We start from the raw sequence: 25,074 nt of genomic DNA on the forward strand, positions 1-25,074 counted from the left end.
GGGGGCTGATGCGCTGCGAGCGCCACCCGTCGCCCCCGCGTCGATCGAGTTCTGACGGCGTCGACCGGAGGGTCTGTAGGGGCGTCAAGCGCCGGTCCGGCGTGACGGGCCTTCGGCCGTCCGCGGGCCACGCGTCACGGCGCGACATCCAGGTTTGCCGTGCGATCCTCCGGGGGCGTGCGCTCGGTGTCGCATCACGGGTCTCGCGGGAGCGAGCGCTGCGCGCTCTGGCCACCTCGGTATCGCCTAGGCCCCCGGGCTGGCCCTTTCCGCCATGAGCCGGGCGATATGATCGCGCAGGCAGCCGGCGATGAACTTTGATACGGTTGCGCGCCCGTCGAAATCATAGTGAACGATGTCGTAGAATGTTCCGGGGCCCGTGCGGCCGAGCAGCCGGCTCGCGTCGTGCAGCTCCAGGTTATCCGGCAATCCCTCGCGTCTCAATTCCTTGAGCGCTTCCTCGAAACGCTGGTATTGCCTGGAGAGCAGCGCCAGCGTCTCGGGCGCAGCCAAGTTCATCTCAGACGCGAGCGGTGGATCCTTTCGAACGACGATCGGTTCCAGGAAATACAGGATCGGGATGCCGGACGCCCGCGCGATGCGGGCGAGTTTTCTGACTGAACTCTTGTAGTGATCGGCGATCGCCCGCTCCCAGGGCTCGGTGCCGAAACCGACCTCCGCCTTGAGCGCGTTCTGATGGTCGAACGCTCGATCGATCATCCGATCGTAGGTCAAGCCGTCCTGCCAAGCCTCCTCGTTGCTCTCGTCGAAGAAGTAGCCGTACAGGCTCTCGTGCACGAAGCTGTTGTAGGGATGGCCCGGCCGTGGGTCGTAGGTGAGCGGCTGAAAAGCGTCGGTCGCACCGCTGACGACGACGAGCGCGTCCGGATCGAGATCCAGAAGGCGCGCGAAGATGAGGCTCGTCATCTGTTCGGTGCATGAGGATGTGACGCCGAAATTGTAGGCCCTCACGTGTCGCGATCCGGCGTGATGGAAGATGTCCTCGACCCGCCCGGCGATCAGGTCGAGCCACTGGATGCCCACGTTCATCGTGCTGTCGCCGACGACGAAGATCCGCACCTCATCCCGACTGGCCCGGGGGGCGACGGCCGTCGGATTGAGGAAACCCATCGCATCGTAGGGTATGCAGTGCTGTTCGAGCTTGTACCGTGGTTCGCCCGTGAACTGCACGTAGGGCGCCGGTCTGCGCAGCCGGGCATCGAAATGCTTGACGTGATGCTTGAATTTGTCCCGTCGCGCCTCAAGCGCCGGTGTCGAGACCATCAGACCAATCTCCTTGTCGTGCGGGTGAGACATGCGCGCCGGTTCATCGATCGTAACCCGCGGTGTGTCACTGGAAAAATCCCGCTCCTGCGATCCGGGCGGGTCGATCCAGCGGCTTGCCAGATCAGCAGAGCCGACATCGCGATCGCGGCGCGGCCGACGCGAGCGGTGTTCGCGGCCCGGTCTTCTGGGCTGGGCGAGCCGCAGGCCGGCACGGACCTGATGCCCGAAGACAGTGAGATCGTGGCGATCGAGTCGATCATCCGTGTGTCGCGGCTGCACACGGTGATCGCCGGGCCGATGACGCCTTGAGGAATGTACGAGCGTAGCGCGCCGAGGCGCAGGCTCGCTCAATCGGATGCGGCTTGGCGTGGGGACAGCGCAACGAGCGCGCGGGTATCGCGAGGCCAGATGGAGCGCTGGGCTCGGCCGAGCTGGTATGGAGACGTCAGGCCTAGGGACGGGGCATGCCCGAGACCTGATCAGGGTTGCCGCGTGGTCACCACGTCCGGAGATCGCGCTCGGCCGGGGTTTGCGGTCCCACGGTCATCCCACGAGCGACCAGGCCGGCCCACCACAGGGCGGCGGCGCCCGTCGCGAGCGGGGCGGCGATGCTGAAGACGAGGTTGAGGGTCACGGCCGTCCCACCCGATCCGAGGAACGTCGGTATATCGACCGCGGAAACATGGCCAGAAGTTGTTAATTTTTACGCAATGCAACTTACCGCAGGGAATTCAGGGTGATGACCGGGGCGGCCATGTCATCGGTCGAGGCGGCCTGAGATCGCGTGAGGCGTACAGCCCAGTCCCCAAGGCGATGGAAGCTTCGATCGACGCGCCCGGGATCGGTCTCGCCCCGGTCGCCGTGGTTTTCGCATCCCCCCTCCGCCGATACCCTCTCACGGCAGACCACCGGGGGCGGTGTCGCCTCGGCTGTCGGAGCGCGATCGGGGCGATCGACCGGAGCCTCCCCCACCGCGGTGAGAATGAACAGGCAGATCGCCCACCGGGAGAGAGGCCCGCCCGGCGATGCCGCAGCGCCTGGGCCGGTGCCCTCGGCCTCCTGGGCTACGCAGGATCATCCGGAGGAAGTCGCGCGGGAGCCGAGACGTCGGTCGCGGCGCCCGCGTCGTTCGCGCCACGTCGGGGATGGGTTCGGCACGATCGCGCTCCGCGCCAGCTCCGCCGCTTAACCCCGCTCCGCCCAATGATGCGCCGGAGCCAATCGCCGCGACCGCCGGGATGACGGTGGCCGCCGCGCGCCATCGCCCGATTCCGCGGCGAGCCGACATCGCACCCATCTGGTATCGCACCCATGGAGCGCACTCCGATCCGCTCCGTCATGGCCGACGAGACGGGGAGATCGGGTATCGGCTACAACCCGCCCTGAGAGCCCCGGTTCGGGCCCGAGCGAGCCGCCCCAGTTCGAACCGCGAGAATCATAGGTCTACGCCACTCCCCGGATTTCCGATTATCAGGACCCCGTCCGCCCCCTCCCCCATCAGCCCCCTTAGATCGGTGTACCTCAGAGACATGCCTGTCACGATCGACGACCGCGGCGCCAACAATCAGGTCGATGCGCCGGACGGCTTCCTGGAGGCCTATCACGGGACGATCACCTTCGAGGGCCACCACAACCACGTGATGATCGGGCGGGGATCGCACTGTAACGGCCTGTCGATCCTGTGCCGATCGCACGGCACGATCCACGTCGGCGACCACGTCCGCCTGGAGACCCTCCGGGTCTACCTGCTCGCCGCCTCGAAACTGATCGTCGGCGAGCACACCGCCTTCGTCGGCGACGCCTCGATCGCCGCCCACGAGGCCCGCGACATCACCATCGGCCATAACTGCCTGATCGCGGGGGGCGTGAGCTTCACGGTGAGCGACATGCACTCGATCGTCGACGTGAACACCGGGGAGCGGGTCAATCCGCCCCGGCCGATCCACGTCGGACATCGGGTCTGGCTAGGGACGATGTCGACGATCCTGAAGGGCACGACGATCGGCGACGGCTCGATCGCCGCCGCCAATTCCCTGGTGAGCGGCACGTTCCCGGCCAACGTGCTCGTCGGGGGGATTCCCGCAAAGATACTCCGCTCCGATGTGACTTGGCGCAACGACCTGATCTGACCCCACCGGTCGCGATCATCCGCGAACCGGCCGCTAAAGCGTGGCCGTCCTCCGAGAGGTGCCCCCTCGGTCCTGTGAGATCGGGCATCGCTTTCTCACCTGCGCTCCACCGCATCCTGCGCGCATGGGCCGACCAAACCGATGCATTGAAATCGCAGGGCACCGCCGTCACGCCCATACCTGCATTGCAGCCTGCCGGCGCCAGGACGCCCCCATCCTCACCCGCAGCTCCGGTCTGGACGCGCGCGTTACGACGTCTCCATCCCCGAGCGGCGATCGCGGTGGCGGCACTCGAATGGCGGCTACACGGAGCTCCAGCGCATGCGCTGTCTACCTCCTGCCCCGGCTGCGCCCGACACGCGTCTTCCCGTCGGATGTGAGGCTCTTACGCCCGATCCGCGGTCGGCCTTGCCCTCGCCCCAATGCCGCGACACCTTTCGGGTTTAAGAACGCGAACCTAGCGTCGGCCAGCGGTGCCGCGAACGCGTCCCGACGACCTTGATCACCCCCCCTTCCGGTAAGCTGTCGGTGTCGTGGGGCGCGATCGACGCCGTCCTCCGCCACTGTGAGTGATCTATGCTGGATGCCTTGGAACAGATGAATCGCGCGGGCCACTGGGTGGAGAGCATTCTCCACATCGGGGCCAACGAGGGCCAGGAACGGCACGATTACGCGGCTAACGGCGCGAGCCCGTGCCTGTACGTCGAGCCGGTCGACGGAGCGTTCGCGATCCTGGAGGCTAACCTCGCCGGGATGCCGTTCCACCGGGCGATCCGGGCAGTCTGTGCCGAGCGCACGGGCGAGGAGGTCATATTCAACGTCGCCAGCAACGGCGGCCAGTCCTCCAGCCTGCTCGCGCTGGGCGCACATGCCGATCACCATCCTGACATCGTCTATACCGGTGCGCAGCGGATGGTGACGACCACCGTCGACCGGATCGTCGCCGAGCACAGCCCGGGCCGGGTGCCCAATCTCCTGGTGATCGATGCGCAGGGCTCCGACCTGCGGGTGCTGCAGGGGGCCACGCAGACCCTCCCGGCTCTGGACGGGGTGTACATCGAGGTGAGCGAGGCGCCGCTCTACGAAGGTGGCTGCACGTTGGACGAGGTCACGGGGTTCCTGCGCGGCTTCGACCTGCGCCTGCGCTGGCTCAATCTCGACGCTGCCGGCCACGGCGAGGCGTTCTACTGCCGGCCGAGGCCCGCGGTCAGCATGCCGGAGTACGACGGGGTTGTGAGCGAGGGCCGGCCGGCGGCGCAGAGTAGCCTGTGCGAATGGTCGTACTTCGACGCCGCCAACGGCCCGCAGGGCGGCGTCGACGGTCCGCTGACCGGGCGGCCGGGCTTCCACACCGATATCGAGGACGCGCCGTGGTGGCAGGTGGATCTGGAGGCCGTGCGCCCGCTCAACGAGGTGCGGGTGTTCAACCGCATGGATTGCGCCCGGGAGCGTTCGCGGACCCTGCGCGTGCTCCTGTCGGATGACGGCGAGACCTGGCGGTGCGTGCACGATCAGGGCGGCCGCACGTTCGGCGGTGCCGATGGCCGACCGCTGCAGGTTCGGCTCGCGGGCGAGCGCGCCCGGTACGTCCGCCTGCAACTGGCCGAGCGCGCGTTCCTGCACCTCGACAAAGTGCGGGTGTTCTGAGCCGATCGGCCTCTACCCGCGCCGTCGATCTCACTCCGTTATAGTCCTAGCTTGGCGCCGATCCCCTCCGGGCGGCGGATTTCCCGTCATCCTCCGCGTGGCCGCCCGGGGTGCTTTGCCAGACCCGGGGATAAACGGGTCGTTCCGGGACAACCCGCCCCCGATCGCAAATGCCAAAAAAGCGCTTGGTTATGCGGCGAGGTCGGCTGGAACGAGGGGATGGCGGCAACTGGGCTTGCCGCGGGGAGTGGACGCGTGATGGACGGGCGGGACAGGACCATCTTCGTTGCGGGTCACCGCGGGATGGTGGGATCGGCGATCGTGCGCCGGCTGCGCGAGCTGGGCTACGGGCGGATCCTCACGGCGGACCGGCAGGCGTTGGATCTGCTCGATCAGGCCGCGGTCCGGGCCTTCTTCGCCCAGAACCGGATTGACATGGTCTACCTCGCCGCCGCCAAGGTCGGCGGCATCCACGCCAACAACACCTACCCGGCCGAGTTCATCCACGAGAACCTGCTGATCCAGTCGAACCTCATCCACGCCGCACACACCAGCGACGTCGACCGGCTGCTGTTCCTGGGCTCCTCCTGCATCTACCCGAAGCTGGCGGAGCAGCCGATGCGCGAGGACGCGCTGCTGACCGGGCTGCTGGAGCCGACCAACGAACCCTACGCCATCGCCAAGATCGCCGGGATCAAGATGTGCGAGAGCTACAACCGGCAGTACGGCCGGCGCTACCGCAGCGTGATGCCGACCAACCTGTACGGCCCCAACGACAATTTCCATCCGCAGAACGCCCACGTGCTGCCGGCGCTGATGCGGCGCCTGCACGAGGCCAAGCAGGAGGGCCGCGCCTCCGTCACGGTCTGGGGCACCGGCCGGGCGATGCGCGAGTTCCTGCATGTCGACGACATGGCGCGCGCGAGCGTGTTCGTGATGGAGCTGAACGACGCGGTCTACGCCGCCAACACCCGTCCGGACCTGTCGCATATCAATGTCGGCACCGGCGAGGATTGCACGATCCGCGAGTTGGCAGAGGCCCTGGCGCGGGTGATCGGCTACGAGGGCCGGCTCGAATTCGACGCGACCAAGCCCGACGGTACGCCGCGCAAGCTGATGGACGTGTCGCGCCTGCGCGCCATGGGCTGGCAGCCGGAGATCGGCCTGGAGCAGGGATTGCGGCAGACCTATGGCTGGTTCCTCGAGAACCACGCCACGCTGCGCGGCTGATCACGTCCGCGGCGCGACATCCCCAATCGGGCAGGAGAACCAGCATGGCCCCGCGGGCCCCTGACGATGCCGAGCAGGCGCGACGGCGCAAGTTCCTGCGCGACTTCCACACGTTCGATTCGAACATCCGCTTCCCGGCGCCCTATACGCAGTTCGCCGGCAAGCCGCTCTCGGCGGCGGCGGGACAGGGCTGGCGCTACGACGCGCTCGGATACCGGAACGACAGCCATCCCGAGGCGCGCCCCGCGTCCGAGACGCTGCGCGTCTTCGTCGTCGGCGATAGCACGCTGGTCGACGGCCAGGTCTTCGCCGACACCATTCCCGGGCGCCTCGAGACGGGCCTGAAGCGCCTCCACGGTGAGGGCGCCCGGGTCTACAATTTCGGCGCGACCTCGGCCTGCCTGAACCAGATGATCGCCCTGATCACGACCCGGCTGATGGACCTTCAGCCCGACGTGATCTTCGTGCTGGGCGGCGCCACGGACATCTTCCAGCCCTGGAGCTTCGACCCGCGCGCCGGGTACCCGTACAATCACTTCGCTCAGGAAACCCTGTACGACTACTTCTTCAACACGACGAAAGTGAACGCGGACGCCGAGGATCTATCCTACGACAGCCTCCAGGCGCTGATCTTCGGCCGGCTCGACAACCTGCGGGCACTGACGAACTGGCAGTCGGATCCTTGGGAGTGGGAGGTGGTGCGCCAGTTCGAGCTGGCGCTGAAGCGCCTCGCCCGCCTCGCGCCCGGTGTCGGTGCGCAGATCCGCTTCCTGCTCCAGCCCACGGTGGTCCGTAAATCCGAACGCGTGGGCGACGAGGCCCGGGCCGCCTCGGAGGAGTTCCTGGCCTATCTCGATCGGCAATACACGCGCTTCGCGGGCGTCCTTGAACGGCTGAAACCGCAGTGCGGCGCGGGCTCGCACTTCGCGGTTCGGGACTTGAGCCGGATGTTCGAGGCGGAGAGCCGTCCCCTGTTCACCGACATCGTCCACGTCACGTCGGAGGGCCGGCAAATGATGGCCGACCGGCTCCTGGTGGAGGTTCAGGGCGCGCTCGATGACCGGGCGGAGGCTGAGACAGGTTCCTCGGCAGTGGCATATGGGTGATACATCGGCCGTGTTGATGAGGAGCGGATCGGCCGTCCGCGATGCCGGCGTCCGCGGTGGATCCGTGCGCGTGAGAGAGCCGGCCGACGGCATGTAGGCTTCGATGCATCGCGCTCGGGACCGGACCGCCTGCTCTGCGCGCGGGCCCACGACCGATCATGCGCTCGCTGTGATAGGATGGCTCGTGCGGTCGAGGTTCCAGCGCCTACAGGTTTCTTCATCCCAGTCTCAGCTTCGTTCTGCGGGCTAAGATCGGGGATGTCTTGAACAGAATTCACACTTTGCGAGCCTGAGGCCGAACCGGATCGGATCCGTGTCGATGTACCCGTTTCCGGCCGCTGTCCTCCGTCCTCATGATCGGAAGATGGTGGCGCATCGTCCAAGGATTGGTAGTTTCAGCTATGAGCGCACCCGTGAATGTCGAGATCGCCACCGACGAGAACTTTAATTCCGACGGCTATCTCGCGGCAAACCCCGATGTGAAGGCGACCGGGATCTCGGCGCGCTTGCACTTCGATCTCCACGGCCGACTGGAGGGTCGGGTGCAGGTCATCGGGCCGCCGGACGCGGCCGTCACGCGCATCGCCGTGATGGGCAATTGCCAAGCCCCCGTCCTCGCTGCCTGCCTGCGCACGATGCTGCCCGACGCCGAGATCCACGGGATCCATCTCGGCGTGTCGAGCACCGAGGCCGTAGCGGTGAGCGACGTCATCCTGCTGCAGACCGAGTTCGCCGCGCTCAAGGACAACAGCGCCATCATCCCCGATCGACAGGTCCCGCGGGTGAGGCTCTGGCCTACCTTCTATCACGCGGGCTTCCACCCAGACTTGGTCTATGCCCGGGCGGGCGGTACGGCGCTCAAGAGCCCCCTGCACGACTACAATTCAGCCCTGGCGATCTACGGTTGGCTGCGCGGGCTGAGCGTCAAGCAGACGGTCGGTCTCTACTGCGAACGGGTGTTCGACCGGCTCGGGTACTTCACCTACGCCGCCAGTTCGAACGCGCGCCTCGTCGAGGATTGCGATCTGGCCGGGCTCGATGGCGCGGCGCTGCTGGCCTCATTGAAGCGGCAGGTTCCCTTCTGCCACGCCGTCAATCATCCCACCCTCGCGGCGGTCGCCCGCATCGCGGAGCGTGTACTCGACGCGGCCGGGCTCGCGCCCTCGGTTCGCGGGGTCGAGCGGTTCCTCGCCGACCCGCTCCTGGCCGGCCCGATCTGGCCCGTCTACCCGCCGATCGCCGAGCGGCTCGGCCTCGCGGGCAGCTTTGAGTTCAAGGCCGGCGGGGCGCCGGTTCGCATCCTCGACCTTGAGGGCTTCGTGGCCGGCTCCTTCGCCGCGTATGAGAGCCAAGCCCCGTCGGACATCCAGTGCGACCGTCTCACGGCTCAGGCGGACCGGTATCGCGATCTCGAAAACTTAACGTCACCGGCGCGACGCAGCTCCAACCCTTACCGGAACCTGCCGGATCATCAGTTCTGGAGCCGGGCCATGGCGGGCGTGGCGTCGGCAGACCTCGACCCGGTGATCCAGCCGAAGTTCCGGCTGACCCCCTCCGACCGGATCGCCACCGCCGGCAGCTGCTTTGCCCAGCACATCGCGCGGACGCTGATCGCGCGGGGGTTCAACTACCACGTCACCGAGCCCGGTCCGGGCGGAGCCGAGCTGTTCAGCGCCCGGTTCGGGAATATCTACAGCGCCCGGCAGCTGTTGCAGTTGGCGCACCGCGCCTACGGCCAGTTTCAGCCGCGCGACATCGCCTGGATTCGACCGGACGGCCGCTACGTCGACCCGTTCCGGCCGCAGATCACGCCCGAAGGATACGGCTCGGAGCCAGAGGTGGCGCAGGCGCTGCCGGAGCACTTCGCCGCCGTCCGGCGGATGTTCGAGGAGAGCGACCTGTTCATCTTCACCGTCGGTCTGACCGAGATCTGGGAATCGACGGCCGACGGCGCGGTGTTCCCGGTCGCCCCCGGGGTCGTCGCGCAACCGCCGGATCCGTCGCAGTACCGGTTCGCCAACCTGACCGCGGCGGAAGTGCTGGCCGACCTGACGGCGTTCATCATCTTCATCCGCGAGCGCAACCCCGATCTCAAGATCCTGCTCACCGTATCGCCCGTGCCCTTGGTCGCCACCTACGAGGGCCGTCATGTGCTCGTGTCCACGACCTACAGCAAGTCGGTTCTGCGGGCCGCGGTGGGGGAGATCTGCCAGGACCACGTCGGAGTGGACTACTTCCCCTCCTACGAGATCATCACCAGCTGGCACAGCGCCGGCGCCTACTTCGAGGCCGATCACCGCTCGGTGGCGGAGAGCGGGGTGGCGCACGTGATGCGGGTGTTCGGCCGGCACTACATGGCGGCCTCGCCTCAGCCGAACCCCCGTCAGGACGACGCGCTGCGGGTGGAATTCGCTCAATCATCGAAGATCCTGTGCGATGAAGAGGCGCTGGACGCGACGGGCTGATCCGTCGCGAGGACGGGTCTTACGTAGTGCCGGCTCTTGGGCGACCGGGGATCGGTACACGCCTGCATCCCTGAGCGGTAACTCACGGCCGTTGGGTGCAGCGTCAGGGCGACAGCGATCGATACAGGATTTGGATGCCGTACGGGCAGCGATCACACAGCCTGGAGCAAAGAACGGGCGAAGGTCAAATTTGATCCTCCCTCGGCATCGCGGACACCTCTGATACGCTCATCCTGAGCGGGGAAGGTGTCGAATGGCGAAGACGAGACGACAGTTCATACCTGAGTTCAAACGCGAAGCGGTCGCCCTGCTGGAGAGCAGCGGCCGGCCGCAAATGCAGGTCGTGGCCGAGCTCGGGATCCAGCCCTCGATGTTGCGGCAGTGGCGCGCCATGCTGAACGGGGCCTCACCCGGGCCGCGGTCAGCTGGATGGACGGGAGCCTCGCCACCAAGCCCGGTTGCGTCCCCATCCGATCAGGCCGCCGAGATCGCCCGACTGCGGCGTGAGCTCGACCGCACGCGCATGGAGCGCGACGTGCTAAAAAAACGTATGGCCCGCCCCGTCTGCAAGGTGGTCGATGAAGGCGCCTCTATTCGGTCTGCATAAACGTATCCGGCATGTCGGCGCAGTGGCCGCCGCCAAGATGGAGAGCCGCACACTCCGGGCCTCATAAGCACGTCGGCCTCGAAGAGCCGCTTTTTTGCCAGGCTTCCGGAACGCCGCTCGACCGTCAGGCCATCTTCATTGTCCTCCCGCAGACCTCATGGACCCGCGCCGGTCGCTCGTGCTCCGGTTAGGGTCAAGCTTTTGCGATGTCTCAGGCGTGAGCCGGCTCCGGCTGGCGCTCGAAGCTCACGCCTTTCCACAGCGTCGCCCATGCTACCCGGGCGAGCTTGGCCGCGAGCGCGACCACCACCGCATTGTAGTGCGCCCGTGCCAGCAGACCCCGCAGCCATCGGCCGGTCGCGTCCTCAGCCTTGGCCATCGAGGGTAGCGCCGCTCTCGCTCCGTGGATGAACAGCCCGCGCAGGTAAGCGTTATCGCGCTTGCTGATGCCGAGCAGCTTCGGCTTGCCGCCCGTCGTGTGCTGGCGTGGTACGAGGCCGAGCCAAGCCGGCAGATCGCGGACACGCGCGAAGGTGCTACCGTCGTCGACGGCCGCACGCAGAGCCGTAGCCGTCATCGTTCCGATGCCCGGAATCGATATAAGACGGACGGTGTGGCCCTGGGCTTCGAGCAAGCGTCCGAGATGATGGGCGCCGCAACACGCCTCCATCGCGACGATGCAAGCGGGCGGCTTGGCCGTCAGACCGACGACCGTCTCACGTCGCGCGCGACGGCGCAGAACCACGCCGCCGGCGACATCGAAGCCGACGAGGCTGCAGCTATTTTTGCCAAGGTCGATACCCAGCACGGCGATCAAGCTCTTCGCCATTCCAGATCCCTCCACATGTTCGTGACAGGAGAATGCCACGACGGTTCGGTAAGGGGCGGGCCATCCCATAAGCCATCGGCATCTTCGCGGAGATGCCCAAGTGACCTTCGCCTTCATCGAGCAGCATGCGCGGACCTGGCCGGTGCGTCTCATGTGCCGCGTGCTCGGAGTCTCATCCAGTGGTTTCTACGGTTGGCGGTCACGGCCTGAGAGCGCCCGCTCGGCCTCCAACCGCCAGGTCCTGGACGACGTCCGGCGCATCCATGCCGCACACCATCGGCGCTACGGTGCCCCACGCGTGCATGCCGCCCTACGGGCTGACGGTCGGTCTGCCAGCCGGGGCCGGGTAGGGCGCCTCATGCGCCGGCATGGCATCCGTGCCCTGGCGGGGCGTCGATTCCGGCCTTGCACGACTGACAGCCGCCACGAATTCCCGATCGCGCCCAATCTCCTAAAGCAGGATTTCTCGGCCGCGCAGCCCAACACGGTCTGGTGGGTTGACATCACCTATCTGCCGACCGGCGAGGGCTGGCTGTACCTGGCTGCCGTCCTCGATCTGGCCACGCGCAAGATCGTCGGCTGGTCGATGCGCGATCACATGCGCACCGAGTTGAGCGTGGCGGCGCTGATGATGGCGGCCCAACGGCAGCGGCCGGCCGCCGGGTTGATCTGTCACTCGGATCGCGGCACCCAGTACGCGGCCGAGGCCTACCGGAGGCAGCTCGCCGGCATGGGGGCGAAGCCGTCGATGAGTCGCACGGCTTGCTGCTACGATAATGCCCCGATGGAGAGCTTCTTCCACACACTCAAGGTCGAACTCGTCCATCAGCGATGATGGGCAACCCGGGACGAGGCCCGACGCGACCTGTTCGCTTACATCGAGGGCTACTATGATCGGCAACGCATCCATTCGGCACTCGGCTACCTCACGCCCGAGCAAGTCGAGGGGACTGCAAACTGATCTCCCTGTGTACGCGATGCCGAGGGAGGAACACATCGAGGCCGTCCCGCGCGAAGCGCTCCTGTCGGCGCCAGACCGCGGTCTTGGACATGCCCGCCTGACGCATGATCGCATGCGTGCCCAGGCCATCAGCGCTCAGCAGCACAATGCGGGCGCCAGACATGCTTCTGCGGCGTATTCCGGTCAGTCACGAGGCCCTCGAGCCGAAGGCGATCAGAGGCGGGAAGCATCAAGCAGACGTCGCTGCGCATCCCGCCAGACCCGCAGGGTACAGCGCAAAACGAAGGCCGAGTCGGCACAGCCGTCAGAATTCAACTGCTGCACAAAACTTAGACGAAGCGCGCGACTGGAGATCTTTGCCTACCCGAATATAGCAAATTCGGGCATACGAGCTATCGATCATGAACTTGACGACTTTACATGGCTGAAGATCCTGCCCCTGATCGGCTTCGATCTCAGCGATCACCGCGCGCCAGTGCTTATGAAAGCACCAGTACGCCGGCCGTTCGCCTCACGCCTTGCATCGCCGGGAGCTCCAGCTTCGAAGGATGCAAAGCGGAAGATCCCAGCTGAGCCTCTTCCGATCGTAGTGGGCTGTGGTATGTGGTATCAGAACGTCGCACCATCCCACCGACGAAGCCACTCCAAAAAACCGTCTAGCGGGGTTGATCAGAATGGACTTGTCGAATTGATGGACGCATCCAGGATGTCAAATGTCAAGCTAGGGCATGGTCGTGAGTACGTTGGGCCTTGTTGCTTTTCAAAGGTTGCCGAAATCTGGCCGTCCCGGCTTAGTTAGTCTGAAGTCTACGCCGACATACCAAAACACAGCAATAACTTAGTTTTTGAAGGATAAGCGTAATAAGCATGAATGATATTGACACTATTCCTGAGGATTTCGATCCCGAGACTTACCTGCGTTTGAATCCAGACGTGGCAGCCAAGGGCATCGATGCCGGCGCACATTATTTAACTGCGGGTCGAAGCGAAGGTCGAACGTATAAGCTTGACAAGGTCAATGCTGGATCGCTCCCGGCCGAGTTCGATGCGGACACGTATCTTCGCTTAAATCCTGATGTGGCCGCCAAGGGCGTTGATCCGCACGCACATTATTTGACGTCTGGCCGAAGCGAGGGCCGTGCCTATAAGCTTGAGCAGATCGACCCGGCTTCTCTACCTGATGACTTTGATCCTGACACTTACCTGCGTTTGAATCCTGATGTGGCCGCCAAGGGCGCCGACGCCCAAGCTCACTATCTTACTTACGGAAGGTTTGAGAATAGAGCATATAAACTCGATAAAGACGGTAGTATCCCGGTATCGAAGAATAATAATATGAGTTATATTGCCAGGATCAGATCAGCATCTGCCGCGACTAGTTTCTCGGTGCCCAAGGTCGTTGCGTTCTACCTGCCACAGTATCACCGAGTTAAAGAAAATGACGATTGGTGGGGCGAAGGATTCACTGAATGGACAAACGTAAAAAAAGCCAAACCAAACTATAAGGGGCATGCGCAGCCTCACATCCCATTAAATCGTAATTACTATGACCTTTCGCAGCCGAGCGTGCAGCGGGACCAGGCCGAGCTCGCGAAAAAATACGGCATATCTGCATTTTGTTACTATATGTACTGGTTTAACGGCCGAAGAGTCTTGGAAACCCCGCTCGACGCTAGGCTAAATGACAGCAGTATCGCTATGGATTTCTGCGTCTGCTGGGCCAACGAAAATTGGACAAGGACCTGGGATGGAAAAGAAAAAGATATTCTTCTAGAACAAAATCATTCCAGCGAAACCGATCGATCATTCATAAAAGATGCGATGAAGTATCTCGCGCATCCCAGATATCTTCGGCATGACGATAAGCTTGTATTGCTTGTATATAGAGTCGATTTGATGGAGGATTCGAAAGCAACTGCAGAAATCTGGCGCAACGAAGTTCGATTAGCGGGTCTTGGTGACTTGCATCTATGTGCTGTGCAATTTTATGGTATTGGTGACCCTAGAGATTGGGGGTTCGACGCCGCTGTAGAGTTCCCCCCGCACGGATGGCTTGTGCCGAATAATGTTCCCGAGTATCCCATAGAGTACGTAAACCAAGAATTTGCCGGAACAGTGCTCGACTATAAAAAAAGTGTCGATTTCGCATTAAGAAAACCGGTGCCTGATTATTGTTGGCATAGATGCGCATTCCCTGGCTGGGACAATACAGCTCGTCGGCAAAATAATCCCCATATTTTTGCTAATCCAAGCCCTGAAGATTTCAATCGTTGGCTTCTCAATTTGATGCGGCAGTCCATGCTGATGGCAAGTGGGCGTCAGCCTATGGTTTTTATCAACGCTTGGAACGAGTGGGGGGAAGGAGCTCACCTTGAGCCAGACGAAGAAAACAAATTCGCTTATTTGGAAGCCGTACAGTCAGCGTTAAATAGCCTTAATATCGAATTTGAAGTAATTTCTATTCTGACTCGGTTGCGCAATGGTGGGAGTTATAGCGAGCGCGATTCGGATGAGATCAAGCTGCTTAATATAATTCGAGGGTACGAACAAGCAATTAGTAAACTTCTGGTAGGACCGCTTTAGGAAGTATTAAATAGGATTTAAGATGAGCAGCCCACTAGTCAGCGTGATTGTGCCGTCGTACAACCACGAGAAGTACATCATCCGCGCGTTGACGTCTGTTGTTCGCCAAGTCTATAGGCCTATAGAGATAATTCTGGTCGATGACGGGTCAACTGACGGTACATTTGAGTTAGCTCGGGATTTTTTGGGGAATAATTATCCTTCAGCCTTAGTTGTGTCTCAAACTAACATGGGGGCGGCGCGAACGATAAACAAAGCTATATCGTACTCCAATGGTAAGTACGTAAATGTTTTAAACTCTGATGATTACTTTGAGCCAGGTCGGATAGAGTCATGCGTACAAATTGCTGAACGTTACGGTCAGGAATTTATATACACAGGACTTAATTATACTGATCCGACGGATCGGGTCCTGGAAAATAACGAGTATGTCCAGTTTCTGCGGCGAGTTGAGAAAGACTCGGCGTCATTATATCCGAGCTTAGGATTTGCTTTCCTTAAGAATCAATTAGCAGTTACTACTGGCAACATGTTCATGTCTCGACGTCTAATCGATGTTGTCGGTCCTTTTAACAGCTATCTTTATGTGCATGATTGGGATTTTGTGTTGCGATCTCTGTTCTACGTCGAGCCCTATTTTCTACCCGAGAGGTTGTACAATTATCGTCTTCACGGCGAGAATTCATTCCGAAGCTTGAGATATGTCGAAGGATATGAAACCAAGGAAGTAATGACGAATGCTCTTTGGAGATTCACTGCACGTGTGCCACTCAATGGCCGGTGTCCGTCGCCGCATTGCTGGCCTGGTGTGTTTGAGAAACTTATAGATCGCTGGGGGTATAACGTTTATTTGCCCCCAAGATTTCGCAATGAATATGCGGGGGTTCTGTGAACCAATGAAAGTAGCGGTTGTATCACATTTTGATCGGCACGATCTTGCCGACGACTATTTCGTATACTCTCTGAGATGTTACAGGCGGTATTTTGATTATATAGTTGTGGTCTCTACTTCGATGCTCGATACCGTCCAGCGCTCTCGTATTCTAATATACGCCGATAAGCTTGTAGTAAAAGAAAATCGTGGCTATGATTTCGTGAGTTGGCGGACAGGATTTGAAGAGCTAAACGTTGAGCGATGCAAAGAAATATCTTTCGTTAATGATAGTTTCTACGGCCCCGTGAATGATATCGAGGTTTTTATGGGTCGTGGCAGATCTATACCGGTTGATGTATGGGGCGCTACCTTGAGTATGCAGTTTGCTCCGCACATCCAAAGTTTCTTCATGACGTTCAACGAAAATATAATTCGGTCTCAGTTTCTTGAAACATTTTGGTCGCGTATTGAAGTTCTCCATGATAAAAATGAAATTATCCAACGTTATGAAATCGGCCTCTCACAGGAGTTGTGCGCGGAAGGGTTCTCTATCGGCGCCGTTGTGGATATGAGGAATCTTACAATCCAAGATCGTCATGCCGCGTTGCAGGATAATTTGTTCTCTGGTGAGACTGCTAATTTGAATCAAGAACGATACTATCTTGAAGAAGATGGTCCAAATCCCATGCAGCTCTTTTGGGGACATGCGCTCAGAGCGGGTGTTCCCTTCGTGAAAATTGAGCTGCTTAGGGACAACCCACTGGACGCGAATTTATCGGCAGTCTTCAAGTATCTGGAACGGCATCGTTGGTATGAGCTTGGGCTTATCATCAGGCACTTGGAAAGAATAATACCTTCTGAGCCGTTTCTCGAGCTCAGAAGGAAATATCTTAGGGGAGGGGATAAGTAGGTATTGGGGCGTTTTATGCTCCAGATGAATTTTGGATTACTCCAGATAATTTTATTAAGATATGTTTGAGTCCAAGTTGACGAGCTGGGGTGTATTTTCGTTTTTGTATGGGACTGTTTTGGATCTGTATGACTTGGCTGGCCGAATTCATTGCTCGATACAGCGATTGATCAGGCAATTGACACTTGAAAGTTCACGCACTTCGCCACTCGGCTGTCGTGGACACAAGCGGTCGGGATGACCAAAGATGGCATGCTGCTTCGCCGGCTTTCACACTGGAAGTCCGTTCCTCATTGTGCGATGAGGGTACTGAATAGTCGCTTGCGGCTAATTTTTTGAGGGTGAGTTGCCAGGAGATGAGCGTGTTTAATTTTCGCGAGGATTGGTTTTCAACTAACATCCCGAATTGGATGACGATTTTCAACACAATCGGTTGGAATGCAGATGAGATAAAATGTGCCGTGGAAATCGGATCCTTTGAGGGGAGGTCATCTGTTTGGATCTTGCAAAACTTATTGAAGAATGATCGCAGTAAACTGCATTGCATTGATACATTCGAGGGGGGGCAGGAATATAGCCCTGATCAACTTGATGGCTTATATGACAGATTTAATTCAAATATACGTGCAACTGGTAATCTGCACAAGGTGGTCATACATAAAAAGAAGTCGTTTGAGGCCCTCGTAGAACTGAATCATGGAAAATGTCTCGCCGATTTCATTTATGTTGATGGTTCGCACGAGTCGCAAGATGTTATAGCGGATCTAATTTTGTCTTTTAATATGCTTCGTCCTGGGGGGCTAATGATCTGCGATGATTATATTTGGAGTATCGCGGGGGATATTAGTCACGATTTAGCTCAGTCGCCAAAGTTTGGGATTGATTGTTTTACGAATATCTACCACAAAAATATCAAGATAATCCGTGGCCAGTCTTTGTATCAGTTAGCTTTTACTAAGGTTTGACTGCCGAATTCTTTCGCTAGGTCGGTTTTAAAGGGGGTTTGAAATAGTTGGCCTGAACGTTCGATAAAACTGTCGTTTAGTGAAGTGCCCGACGGTGAAGTCTGTGGTCTGCGTTGTGAAAGCAAGATAAATCTCGGCCTGGCGCTCGTAGCGGGTGACAACACGAGGAAGCTGAGCAGACCAGGCTGGGTTCCGCCCGATCGGCGTTGAGTGCCCGCTTGGCCAAGGCCATCTTCGGCGCGTCCAGAAGGCCCTCGGACTCGAATGCCGTGTTGGGGGCGGCCCCGGCCAGCAACTGGTCCACGCGTGCTTCACCGATGTGAGGTGCTTTGCGTCGTGCCATCGGAAACCTCCTTCGAGTTCGCGATGGCCGCCCACACGAAATTTCTGACAGTCCCCCTGCATAGCCGCATGTTGCTCGACGGTCCTGATACATTCGTTGAGCCCGATCCCCACCAGTGTTCGTGCGGTGGCGGCGTCCTGCCTGGGGCTCTTTGGTAACCGATCTGACACCTCGAAATACCCCCTCCCTGCGAAGTGATACCGTGATTCCCTGATGCTGTCGGCGTTGGGGAGGCTCGAATGGGTCAGCCAGGGTTCTTCGATCTGGACGAGCGCTATCAGCGTCTGTCGGAGAACGGCGACCCGCTGGTGAAGCTCGCAGCCCTGATCGACTTCGAAGCGTTTCGGCCGAATTTGGCGACCGCCCTGAAGCGGTCCGATGGCACGAAGGGCGGTCGCCCGCCCTACGACCCGGTTCTCATGTTCAAGATCCTGATCCTTCAAACGCTCTACACGTTGTCGGACGACGCTACAGAGTTCCAGATCCGGGACAGGCTGTCGTTCATGCGCTTCCTCGGCCTTGGCTTCGAGGATGCGGTGCCGGATGCCAAGACGGTGTGGCTGTTCCGCGAGCACCTGACACGGGCTGGTGCAATCGATGCGTTGTTTGCCGCCTTCGATGCTTGGCTGAAGGGCAAAGGTTACCTTGCGATGTCGGGACAGATCATCGACGCCTCGATCATCGCGGCTCCGCGTCAGCGCAACACCGATACCGAGAAGGCGGCTCTGAAAGAGGGCAAGATCCCGGACGCGTGGGCGGCCAGACCAAAATAGCTCGCGCAGAAGGACTGCGACGCCCGCTGGACGCTGAATCGGGCCAAGGCGCGGCCGGCGAAGGCGGGCGGCACGAAGGCCAAGGTCGAGATCCCCGCCCCGGTGTTCGGCTACAAGACCCGCGTCTCGATCGACCACACATACGGTTTCGTCCGCCGCTTCGCCGTCACCAGTGCGGCCGCCCACGACGGGGCGCAACTAGCCAACGTCCTCGATCCGGCCAACACGGCAAGCGACGTCTGGGCGGATACTGCCTACCGCTCAAAGATCAACGAAGCCCATCTGGCCAAGCACGGCCGGCGCTCGAAGATCCACTTCCGGCGCCAGCCCGGCCACGACCTGACGCCGTCCCAGCGCAAGGCCAGCCGCTCCCGCTCCAAGGTCCGCTCCGGGGTGGAGACGATGGTCGCGGCCCGGAAGCATCGCTTCGGCCTGTTCGTGCGCACCATCGGCCTGGCCCGGGCCCGGACCAAGATCGGGCTCGCCAACCTCGCCTACAACCTCAAGCGCTTCCTCTGGATCGAAGCCCAGCCGATAGCCTCCTGAAAATGGCTCTGGACGGGCTTCCAAGGCCCGTTCCCAATGATCGTCAGGCGGCCAGAACGCCAGTCCGATCAGGCCAAAGCTGCCGGCTTTGGTAAATCATCGACCAACCCCTTCAATGATGCGGTTCTTCGAAATGTCCGATCGGCTGGCACCACGCCCGGTCTGAGGGCGGCGTGCTAAACTGTTTGGATGGCGGTCGACGAGGAGCGCATCGACGAGGCGGTGCTCGCCCTTTTGTGGCTGACGCTCCACGACGGGCGTTGGGCCTGGAAGGGCTTTGATTGGGCCGTGCTTGGCCTTCTCCACGCCAAGGGGCTCATCGCCGATCCGGTCGACGCGCCAAGTCGGTGGTGCTGACCGACGAAGGATTGCGCCAATCCGAGGCGCTGTTCCGGACCCTGTTCACACCCCCTGACTGACCCGCCAGGGCCGCGGCGTTCTAGGGCGACCGCTTGGAGCTTGGGTGTGCTCGGATCGGCCCAGGGCAGAAGCTCGTCGAGGCGGCAATGCGGATGGCCCTCGACGATGCGGGTGATGACGTCGGCTAGGTAGGCCAGCGGCTCGACGCCGATGAGCTTACAGGTCTCGACTAACGAGGCGAACACCGCCCAATGCTTCCCCCCGCCGTCCGAACCAGCAAACAGGGCATTCTTGCGATTCAGAGCCAGTGTCCGGATCGCGCGCTCGACGGTGTAGCAGTCGATCTCAACGTGCCCGTCGTCGAGGAACAGGCTCAGCCCCGCCCAGCAGCTCAGGGCGTAGCGGATCGCATCCGCCGCTGGAAAGCAGCGGGCAACCACAGATCCAGATCGCGGCGGAACTTGGGATCCAACCCTCCATGCTGAGACGGTGGTGCATGGCGCTGACAGCCGGCTCTCCATCATCGCGGCCAGCCGGATTGCTCAGAGCCGTGCCCATGAACCTGGTGGCTTCCTCCTCCGACGAGGCCGCCGAGATCGCCTATCTGAGGCGTGAACCTGACCGGACGCGCATGGAGCGCGTCGTCCTAAAAAAAGCGATCGGCATCTCCGCGGAGATAGCCAGTGTTCACGAAGCGGATTATAGAATATCAAGGGTTGACTTAACCCTGCGATGAAGGCCACCGCAGTCTTTTAATCATCCGGGAGCCCCCGTCACGCTGGCCGGATGAGCCGCTGGAATGCGCTTCCAGTTCAGTCCTTCAACGAGAGCCGAGAGCTTCTCTGTATAGTCCGCGGCGGCTCGACCATAGACGCAAAACTATCTAATCCGGGGATCATCAGCGTCCTCCTATAATTCGGTCGGCGGAAGGTAGGCCTGAAACATCACTTTCCCCTAAGCGACGCATGCGGGCGGTGAACTGTACCACGATGGCCGACCTGCGCATCATGACGCTGAGCGATGACCTCAACCTGAGCCTATCGAACGGACAGCCAGGCGTGCCTCACGCTGAGAGTGGTCTGACGTATTAACAGCTTCGAAGTGTTTGAGACATTGGCCGACACGATGTGCCCACACAGGGTTCCAAAGAACATTTGCCGCAAGAATGGTTCCAAGACCATTTCAGAGGAAATAATTTGATTGCCAAATCCGGCTCAAGGAATTAGTATAACTCACCATCATCTCCGCAAGGGGATTGCTATCGCGAGAGTTTCAGCGGAAGTTTGCGCAAAAATTACCTAACGTATAAATTTGAGCTCGCTAATGGAGGCGTAGATTGTGATCAGCTTATGCAATCCAGCTCTAAGCGTGTCCGACCGCATTTGCCGCTACGCTTCCAGCCGTCCGCACTTGTTAGCCTCGCGAAGCTGGCCTTTTGGCTACCCATGGCCGCTACCATGCAGTAGACTTTAAATTAGTCCTGTCAAAAATAACAGTCAGGCCAATCTGACGCCTGTAAGGGTCTGTCTCGCCCGCGGCGAAGACATCCTATATGAGCGGATGAGGATAAACCGTTCGACCCTAACTGACCGCCACTTGCACCTTCACGCATAGGCTGCGTAACGTCTCGACCCTAATCAACCAGAGTTCTCGTTCCTAAAGGCCACATACTGTCTGAAGTCATTTGTCGTCGGACGGTCCGGCTTTTAGAAACGTACTTCCTAGCATCATCATTGTGAGGTAGATATGACGGCAATTTCGACTTTAATCGATGTTAACATGGAGAACTTTGATGAAAATATGTATATCAAGTACAATCCGGATATTGCTGCTGCATTGAATAGCGGGTTGATCCACAGTGCAAAAGTGCATTTTGAGCAAAATGGTATTCGCGAGAATCGCAAATACCACAATGAGTCAAAAATAATAGAGGCGAAAAATATCAAGAATCGATATGTAATCGAGAACCTGATTCGCGAATCTGGAGAGGTCCGCTTCGGTGCTTATCATGCTATAGATCGGCTGTCACCAGCGCTGGCGAAGCTCGCCAATGTTGTGCCTACAGACGCGGTTTCTGCCCATGAATATGACGAACAAATACAGGAAATCATTGTTTCGAACCCAGACTGTTGGATCTTGGATAACGGAGCTGGCTTCAGGCCGACATACTACAGCAATGTGGTAAATTTTGAGATCGCCCCGTATCTCACCACCGATGTTCTGGGAGTGGGAGAGGATCTGCCGTTTAAGGACGAATGCTTTGATTTTGTGATTTCAAACGCGGTTCTTGAGCATGTGAAAGACCCTTTCATGGCGGCACGCGAGATTGAGCGGGTTCTCAAGAAGGGGGGGCAAGTTATTGCCGCCGTGCCATTCTTGCAGCCCTATCATGGTTACCCGCATCATTATTACAATATGACAAAAGATGGCCTAAGAAATCTTTTCAGTGGTTTGAATGTAGTTAGCCATGAAGTTAAGTTTTATCATCATCCAATTTGGGTGATGCAATGGGTTGCGATGGCGTATGCTTGGGGTCTCCCTGATGCCGCCCAGAAAGAATTTAAATCTATGACCGTCGATCAGTTAATTAATTTTAGCTTAAATGATATGGGTAAAGATTTTGTAGCAAGTTTGAGCCGTGATAAGATGTTTGAACTTGCTTCTGCGACTTTCTTGGTCGCGGAGAAACCCAGTTCGTAAATCATCATTGTCGTTCGAATTTTCGTCCGGAATGGGCGAAGTGTTATTCGCTGTGGCATCCCCAAGCGCCTCCGGGGCGGATCGTCGTGCATCTTGTTGTTGGTTCCAGCACATACTCTGTGATGGGCCGGACCTTCAGCGTTTAGCTTCTTCGTTTGAGCCTGACGGGGGGCTGTAGCGCTAATGCTGCGCGGGTCGACCTGACTGGCCGGCTTTGAGCCCGATGGATCGAGAGCATCAACTTGGACCAAAGGAATTGGGGTTGAGGCGAGGACGAAGGCCGGGCGCGGAGTAGATCGTCATGATGCTACGCCAGATCGAGGTGCAGATGGCGCAAGGCAAAAGCATCGGCATCTGCCTGCAAGCAGGCAGATGCCCCCGCAGGGCTGATACCGCTCGAGTAACGAGTACACGGGTTTGGCGGTCGATTAGTTCATTTAGATGAAGGATCTCTAGGGTTGGTCGTCGTCTGAACCATCTGGTTCAGTATACGTTTTTTGCCCTCGACTGAGGAGGGACGGTGCTGCGCGACGCGCAATGGGCTGTTTTGGAGCCACTGGTTGAAGCTCGCCGGCCGAAGGCGAAGACACCGCCATAGGGCCTGCCGCGCACGCTCTCAGTCATTCCGTAGCGACATCAGAATGGCGCCAAATGGCGTGCGATCCCGCAAGACCTGGGGCCGTAGTGGCGTGCGGCCGACATGATGGCGCCGCGGTCGAACTGACCCGCATCGAACAGCGGGCGGCGGGTGGTGCGCACCGTCATGTCGATGCGGGCCTTTGCGGACAGGAGACCGGGGGCGATCGCCGGCCGGCTGTCGTGCAGGCTGCGGGAGAGAGTGTTCCAGAAGACGGTGCGGTGCGACATTGTCTTGGCCCCCGAGGTGGCGTCTGATACACTCCGGGTGTAATACGGGTCGCTTGGGATATCACCACCTGAGAGGCATCGCAGTACCCCTGAGGTGTATTTTGCTGACGGCTGAACAGCTACGTGCTGCCCGGGCCCTGATCCGGTGGGAGCAATCGACCGTCGCCGAAAAAGCGGGGGTCTCGGTTGAGACTGTGAAGCGGCTAGAGAAAATGGACGGCCCGCTCCTGTCCACGAAGTCGGTAACGATCCATGCTTTGGAAGCCGCCTTCCGCGAAGCCGGCGTCGAATTCACCAACGGCGGCGAGCCCGGCGTGAAGCTTCGTCGGAAGGACCCTGTGTGATCGGGCGCCGCCTATCGGCTCTGGGCATCGCCATGGTCTTCGTCGGCGCGACGCGGGCCTTGGAGGCTGCGGGTGGCGACGATGCCCTACCGGATTGTCTGATGGCCGCGGTGATAGCGACGCTACTCACAACAGTATGGCCATCGGCATGACCGCTGGCCTGGAGTTCATCCCCGAGAACGGCGGCGGGGCCGGGATTCGGTTCCGGGAGCGGAAGGGGTGATCACGGGCCCGCAGCTACTCGCGGCACGGCTCTCCCTTCGCTGGGCACCCAGAGATCTGGCCAAGCACGCCAAGGTGCCTGTGAGCGTTGTGGCGCGAGCCGAGAACAGCCCCGGCGAGCCAGCTGTCACGATCGCCCAGCTGAACGCTCTGACGCAGGCCCTGCGGGCTGCCGGTGCCAGCTTCCCGCATCCTAACGATCCTGAGAGGGCGAATTGATACGCCTAGCGACTACGCCTGCAGGCCCACGCCCCAAAACCGAAGAAGTCGATCCACCGATGGCGAATGACGATACGCTCGCGCAGGCTCTGGCCAGCGTGAGGCATCAGCGCGAGACCCTTGAGGCCGAGTACGAGCGGGTGAGCAGCGAGCTGACGAAGCTCCGCATGGCCGAGCGGTCGCTCGCATCGATCGTGGAGGGCACGTCGATGGACGAGCATGCCGACAACCAGCCGAAGCGCCGCCGTGCTTCCGCGGAAGACGGTCAACCTCGTGCTACCCGTGGGCCCCGCGGGCCTCGGGCCAATTCTGCCAAGGGGCGGCTGAAAGCGCTTCTAGAGGAAGCCGGCTCTGATGGCCTGACGCACGCTCAGATCACCGAGCGTCTGGCAGACGTGGCAGCCAACACCCTGGCCACGTACCTCAGCGTGATGTCGACGAGCGGCGAATTGGTTCGGAACGGCGACTTCTATCGGGCGGGCACCCCAGCCGCAGCTCCAGAGAACGATGACCCTGAAAACGAAGAGGCTGAAAGCACGGAGTCTGATCCGGCGGATGATGAACCTGCCAAGGTCGCTGATTAGCGGACCAGCCGACGCATAGCGATGCTGGGAGGGACGGGATGGAGGACGACGACGACCGCGAGTTCGAGCACTCCCCGCTGTCCGGCTCTTTCACCCGAGACGACATCGAGGTCGATGTCGAAATCTACCACTTCGCCGGAACGCAGGATCGCTGGCAGATCGCGGTCGTCGCCCTCGGCGGCGGCTGCACCCAGTGGGCGCAGACCTTCGCGACTGAGACGGAAGCCTATGCGGCGTTCCTCGCGATGGTCGAGGCAGACGGTCTGGACACGTTCACCCGTGCGCGGCCGGCCGGGCGACACTGAGGGCACGAAGAAGCCCACACCGTGGCCTCAGGCTGGGCCGTGGTAAGAGGCCAAGACCAAGCATGTCGCGCCGCTATTGGGCGTCCCATAAAAGGGCCCCCATTTTTTTATTCGGAAAAGGGGCGCCCTCGGGAGAAGCCCTCATTCCCGCGCCCCCTAAAAGGCCCTTTCCTTGGGTGGTCTGGATCAGCCCGGAGTGACCTGACCGGTATTTTGAA

General features: G+C 60.4%; 16 protein-coding genes and 9 pseudogenes. 18 read left to right on the forward strand and 7 right to left on the reverse strand.

Annotated elements, in window-relative coordinates; all coding sequences use genetic code 11:
* Positions 1-246: 246 nt before the first annotated feature.
* Together WYO_RS25125 and WYO_RS31780 are read right to left on the reverse strand one after the other, a co-directional pair.
* Positions 247-1,566, reverse strand: a complete 1,320-nt coding sequence (locus tag WYO_RS25125) for a hypothetical protein (RefSeq protein ID WP_128755084.1) — start codon at positions 1,564-1,566, stop codon at positions 247-249.
* Positions 1,567-1,783: 217 nt separating this feature from the next.
* Positions 1,784-1,921: a hypothetical protein gene (locus tag WYO_RS31780; protein WP_007567915.1), complete on the reverse strand. Its 138-nt coding sequence runs from the start codon at positions 1,919-1,921 to the stop codon at positions 1,784-1,786.
* 895 nt (positions 1,922-2,816) lie between these two features.
* Between WYO_RS31780 and WYO_RS25130 the strand changes: the two genes are divergently transcribed.
* The 6 genes and pseudogenes from WYO_RS25130 to WYO_RS30185 form a co-directional block, all read left to right on the forward strand.
* A complete protein-coding gene (locus tag WYO_RS25130; RefSeq protein WP_007567917.1) occupies positions 2,817-3,416 on the forward strand; it encodes an acyltransferase in 600 nt (199 codons plus the stop codon).
* A 597-nt stretch (positions 3,417-4,013) separates the two neighbouring features.
* A complete protein-coding gene (locus WYO_RS25135) occupies positions 4,014-5,063 on the forward strand; it encodes an FkbM family methyltransferase (protein ID WP_165486577.1) in 1,050 nt (349 codons plus the stop codon).
* A gap of 258 nt (positions 5,064-5,321) precedes the next feature.
* Entirely contained in the window at positions 5,322-6,293 is a 972-nt protein-coding gene (locus tag WYO_RS25140; protein ID WP_007567921.1) for a GDP-L-fucose synthase, read from the forward strand.
* A gap of 44 nt (positions 6,294-6,337) precedes the next feature.
* Entirely contained in the window at positions 6,338-7,399 is a 1,062-nt protein-coding gene (locus WYO_RS25145; RefSeq protein ID WP_007567922.1) for a hypothetical protein, read from the forward strand.
* 401 nt (positions 7,400-7,800) lie between these two features.
* Complete coding sequence (locus WYO_RS31785) at positions 7,801-9,864, forward strand: GSCFA domain-containing protein (RefSeq protein WP_007567924.1); 2,064 nt, start codon at positions 7,801-7,803, stop codon at positions 9,862-9,864.
* A 253-nt stretch (positions 9,865-10,117) separates the two neighbouring features.
* Positions 10,118-10,411 (forward strand): annotated as a pseudogene (locus WYO_RS30185) (transposase); the annotation flags it as partial.
* Between the two features lie 271 nt (positions 10,412-10,682).
* Here the strand turns inward: WYO_RS30185 and WYO_RS30190 are convergent.
* Positions 10,683-11,279 carry an IS110 family transposase gene (locus tag WYO_RS30190; protein WP_047170938.1) on the reverse strand — a complete coding sequence of 199 codons (597 nt, stop codon included), beginning with the start codon at positions 11,277-11,279 and terminating at the stop codon, positions 10,683-10,685.
* 91 nt (positions 11,280-11,370) lie between these two features.
* Here WYO_RS30190 and WYO_RS29145 point away from each other — a divergent pair.
* Positions 11,371-12,261 (forward strand): annotated as a pseudogene (locus WYO_RS29145) (IS3 family transposase); the annotation flags it as partial.
* Positions 12,262-12,298: 37 nt separating this feature from the next.
* Here the strand turns inward: WYO_RS29145 and WYO_RS30195 are convergent.
* Positions 12,299-12,512 (reverse strand): annotated as a pseudogene (locus WYO_RS30195) (helix-turn-helix domain-containing protein); the annotation flags it as partial.
* Between the two features lie 616 nt (positions 12,513-13,128).
* Between WYO_RS30195 and WYO_RS30200 the strand changes: the two are divergent.
* From WYO_RS30200 to WYO_RS30215, 3 genes are all read left to right on the forward strand, one after another.
* Complete coding sequence (locus WYO_RS30200) at positions 13,129-14,844, forward strand: glycoside hydrolase family 99-like domain-containing protein (protein WP_007567931.1); 1,716 nt, start codon at positions 13,129-13,131, stop codon at positions 14,842-14,844.
* Positions 14,845-15,740: 896 nt separating this feature from the next.
* Positions 15,741-16,628, forward strand: a complete 888-nt coding sequence (locus WYO_RS30210; RefSeq protein ID WP_280109753.1) for a rhamnan synthesis F family protein — start codon at positions 15,741-15,743, stop codon at positions 16,626-16,628.
* 362 nt (positions 16,629-16,990) lie between these two features.
* Positions 16,991-17,593 (forward strand): class I SAM-dependent methyltransferase, encoded by a 603-nt coding sequence (locus WYO_RS30215; protein ID WP_165486579.1) that lies wholly within the window; start codon positions 16,991-16,993, stop codon positions 17,591-17,593.
* Between the two features lie 199 nt (positions 17,594-17,792).
* Here the strand turns inward: WYO_RS30215 and WYO_RS32245 are convergent.
* Positions 17,793-17,936: pseudogene (locus WYO_RS32245) on the reverse strand (IS256 family transposase); the annotation flags it as partial.
* A 239-nt stretch (positions 17,937-18,175) separates the two neighbouring features.
* Between WYO_RS32245 and WYO_RS30225 the strand changes: the two are divergent.
* A pseudogene (locus tag WYO_RS30225) lies at positions 18,176-19,255 on the forward strand (IS5 family transposase).
* Positions 19,256-19,444: 189 nt separating this feature from the next.
* Positions 19,445-19,674, forward strand: a pseudogene (locus tag WYO_RS32250) (DUF6429 family protein).
* A gap of 48 nt (positions 19,675-19,722) precedes the next feature.
* On the opposite strand, the pseudogene WYO_RS30235 reads toward WYO_RS32250, so the two are convergent.
* Positions 19,723-20,031, reverse strand: a pseudogene (locus tag WYO_RS30235) (transposase domain-containing protein); the annotation flags it as partial.
* A gap of 2 nt (positions 20,032-20,033) precedes the next feature.
* Here WYO_RS30235 and WYO_RS32255 point away from each other — a divergent pair.
* The 3 genes and pseudogenes from WYO_RS32255 to WYO_RS30245 form a co-directional block, all read left to right on the forward strand.
* A pseudogene (locus WYO_RS32255) lies at positions 20,034-20,299 on the forward strand (IS3 family transposase); the annotation flags it as partial.
* Between the two features lie 1,095 nt (positions 20,300-21,394).
* Positions 21,395-22,315, forward strand: a complete 921-nt coding sequence (locus WYO_RS30240) for a class I SAM-dependent methyltransferase (protein WP_165486580.1) — start codon at positions 21,395-21,397, stop codon at positions 22,313-22,315.
* A 520-nt stretch (positions 22,316-22,835) separates the two neighbouring features.
* A pseudogene (locus WYO_RS30245) lies at positions 22,836-22,997 on the forward strand (IS5/IS1182 family transposase); the annotation flags it as partial.
* Here the strand turns inward: WYO_RS30245 and WYO_RS31790 are convergent.
* On the reverse strand, positions 22,952-23,182 hold the full coding sequence (locus WYO_RS31790; protein ID WP_007567939.1) for a hypothetical protein: 231 nt from the start codon (positions 23,180-23,182) through the stop codon (positions 22,952-22,954). The pseudogene WYO_RS30245 and the gene WYO_RS31790 sit on opposite strands and share 46 nt — an antisense overlap.
* A 101-nt stretch (positions 23,183-23,283) precedes the next feature.
* Here WYO_RS31790 and WYO_RS25190 point away from each other — a divergent pair, with 101 nt between their 5' ends.
* From WYO_RS25190 to WYO_RS25200, 3 genes are all read left to right on the forward strand, one after another.
* On the forward strand, positions 23,284-23,526 hold the full coding sequence (locus WYO_RS25190) for a helix-turn-helix transcriptional regulator (protein ID WP_007567940.1): 243 nt from the start codon (positions 23,284-23,286) through the stop codon (positions 23,524-23,526).
* Positions 23,527-24,026: 500 nt separating this feature from the next.
* Positions 24,027-24,551: a hypothetical protein gene (locus tag WYO_RS25195; RefSeq protein WP_007567941.1), complete on the forward strand. Its 525-nt coding sequence runs from the start codon at positions 24,027-24,029 to the stop codon at positions 24,549-24,551.
* Positions 24,552-24,589: 38 nt separating this feature from the next.
* Positions 24,590-24,856 carry a hypothetical protein gene (locus WYO_RS25200; protein WP_007567943.1) on the forward strand — a complete coding sequence of 89 codons (267 nt, stop codon included), beginning with the start codon at positions 24,590-24,592 and terminating at the stop codon, positions 24,854-24,856.
* Positions 24,857-25,074 lie beyond the last annotated feature (218 nt).

Origin of the sequence: Methylobacterium sp. GXF4 (assembly GCF_000272495.1) — a bacterium.
GTDB lineage: Bacteria > Pseudomonadota > Alphaproteobacteria > Rhizobiales > Beijerinckiaceae > Methylobacterium > Methylobacterium brachiatum.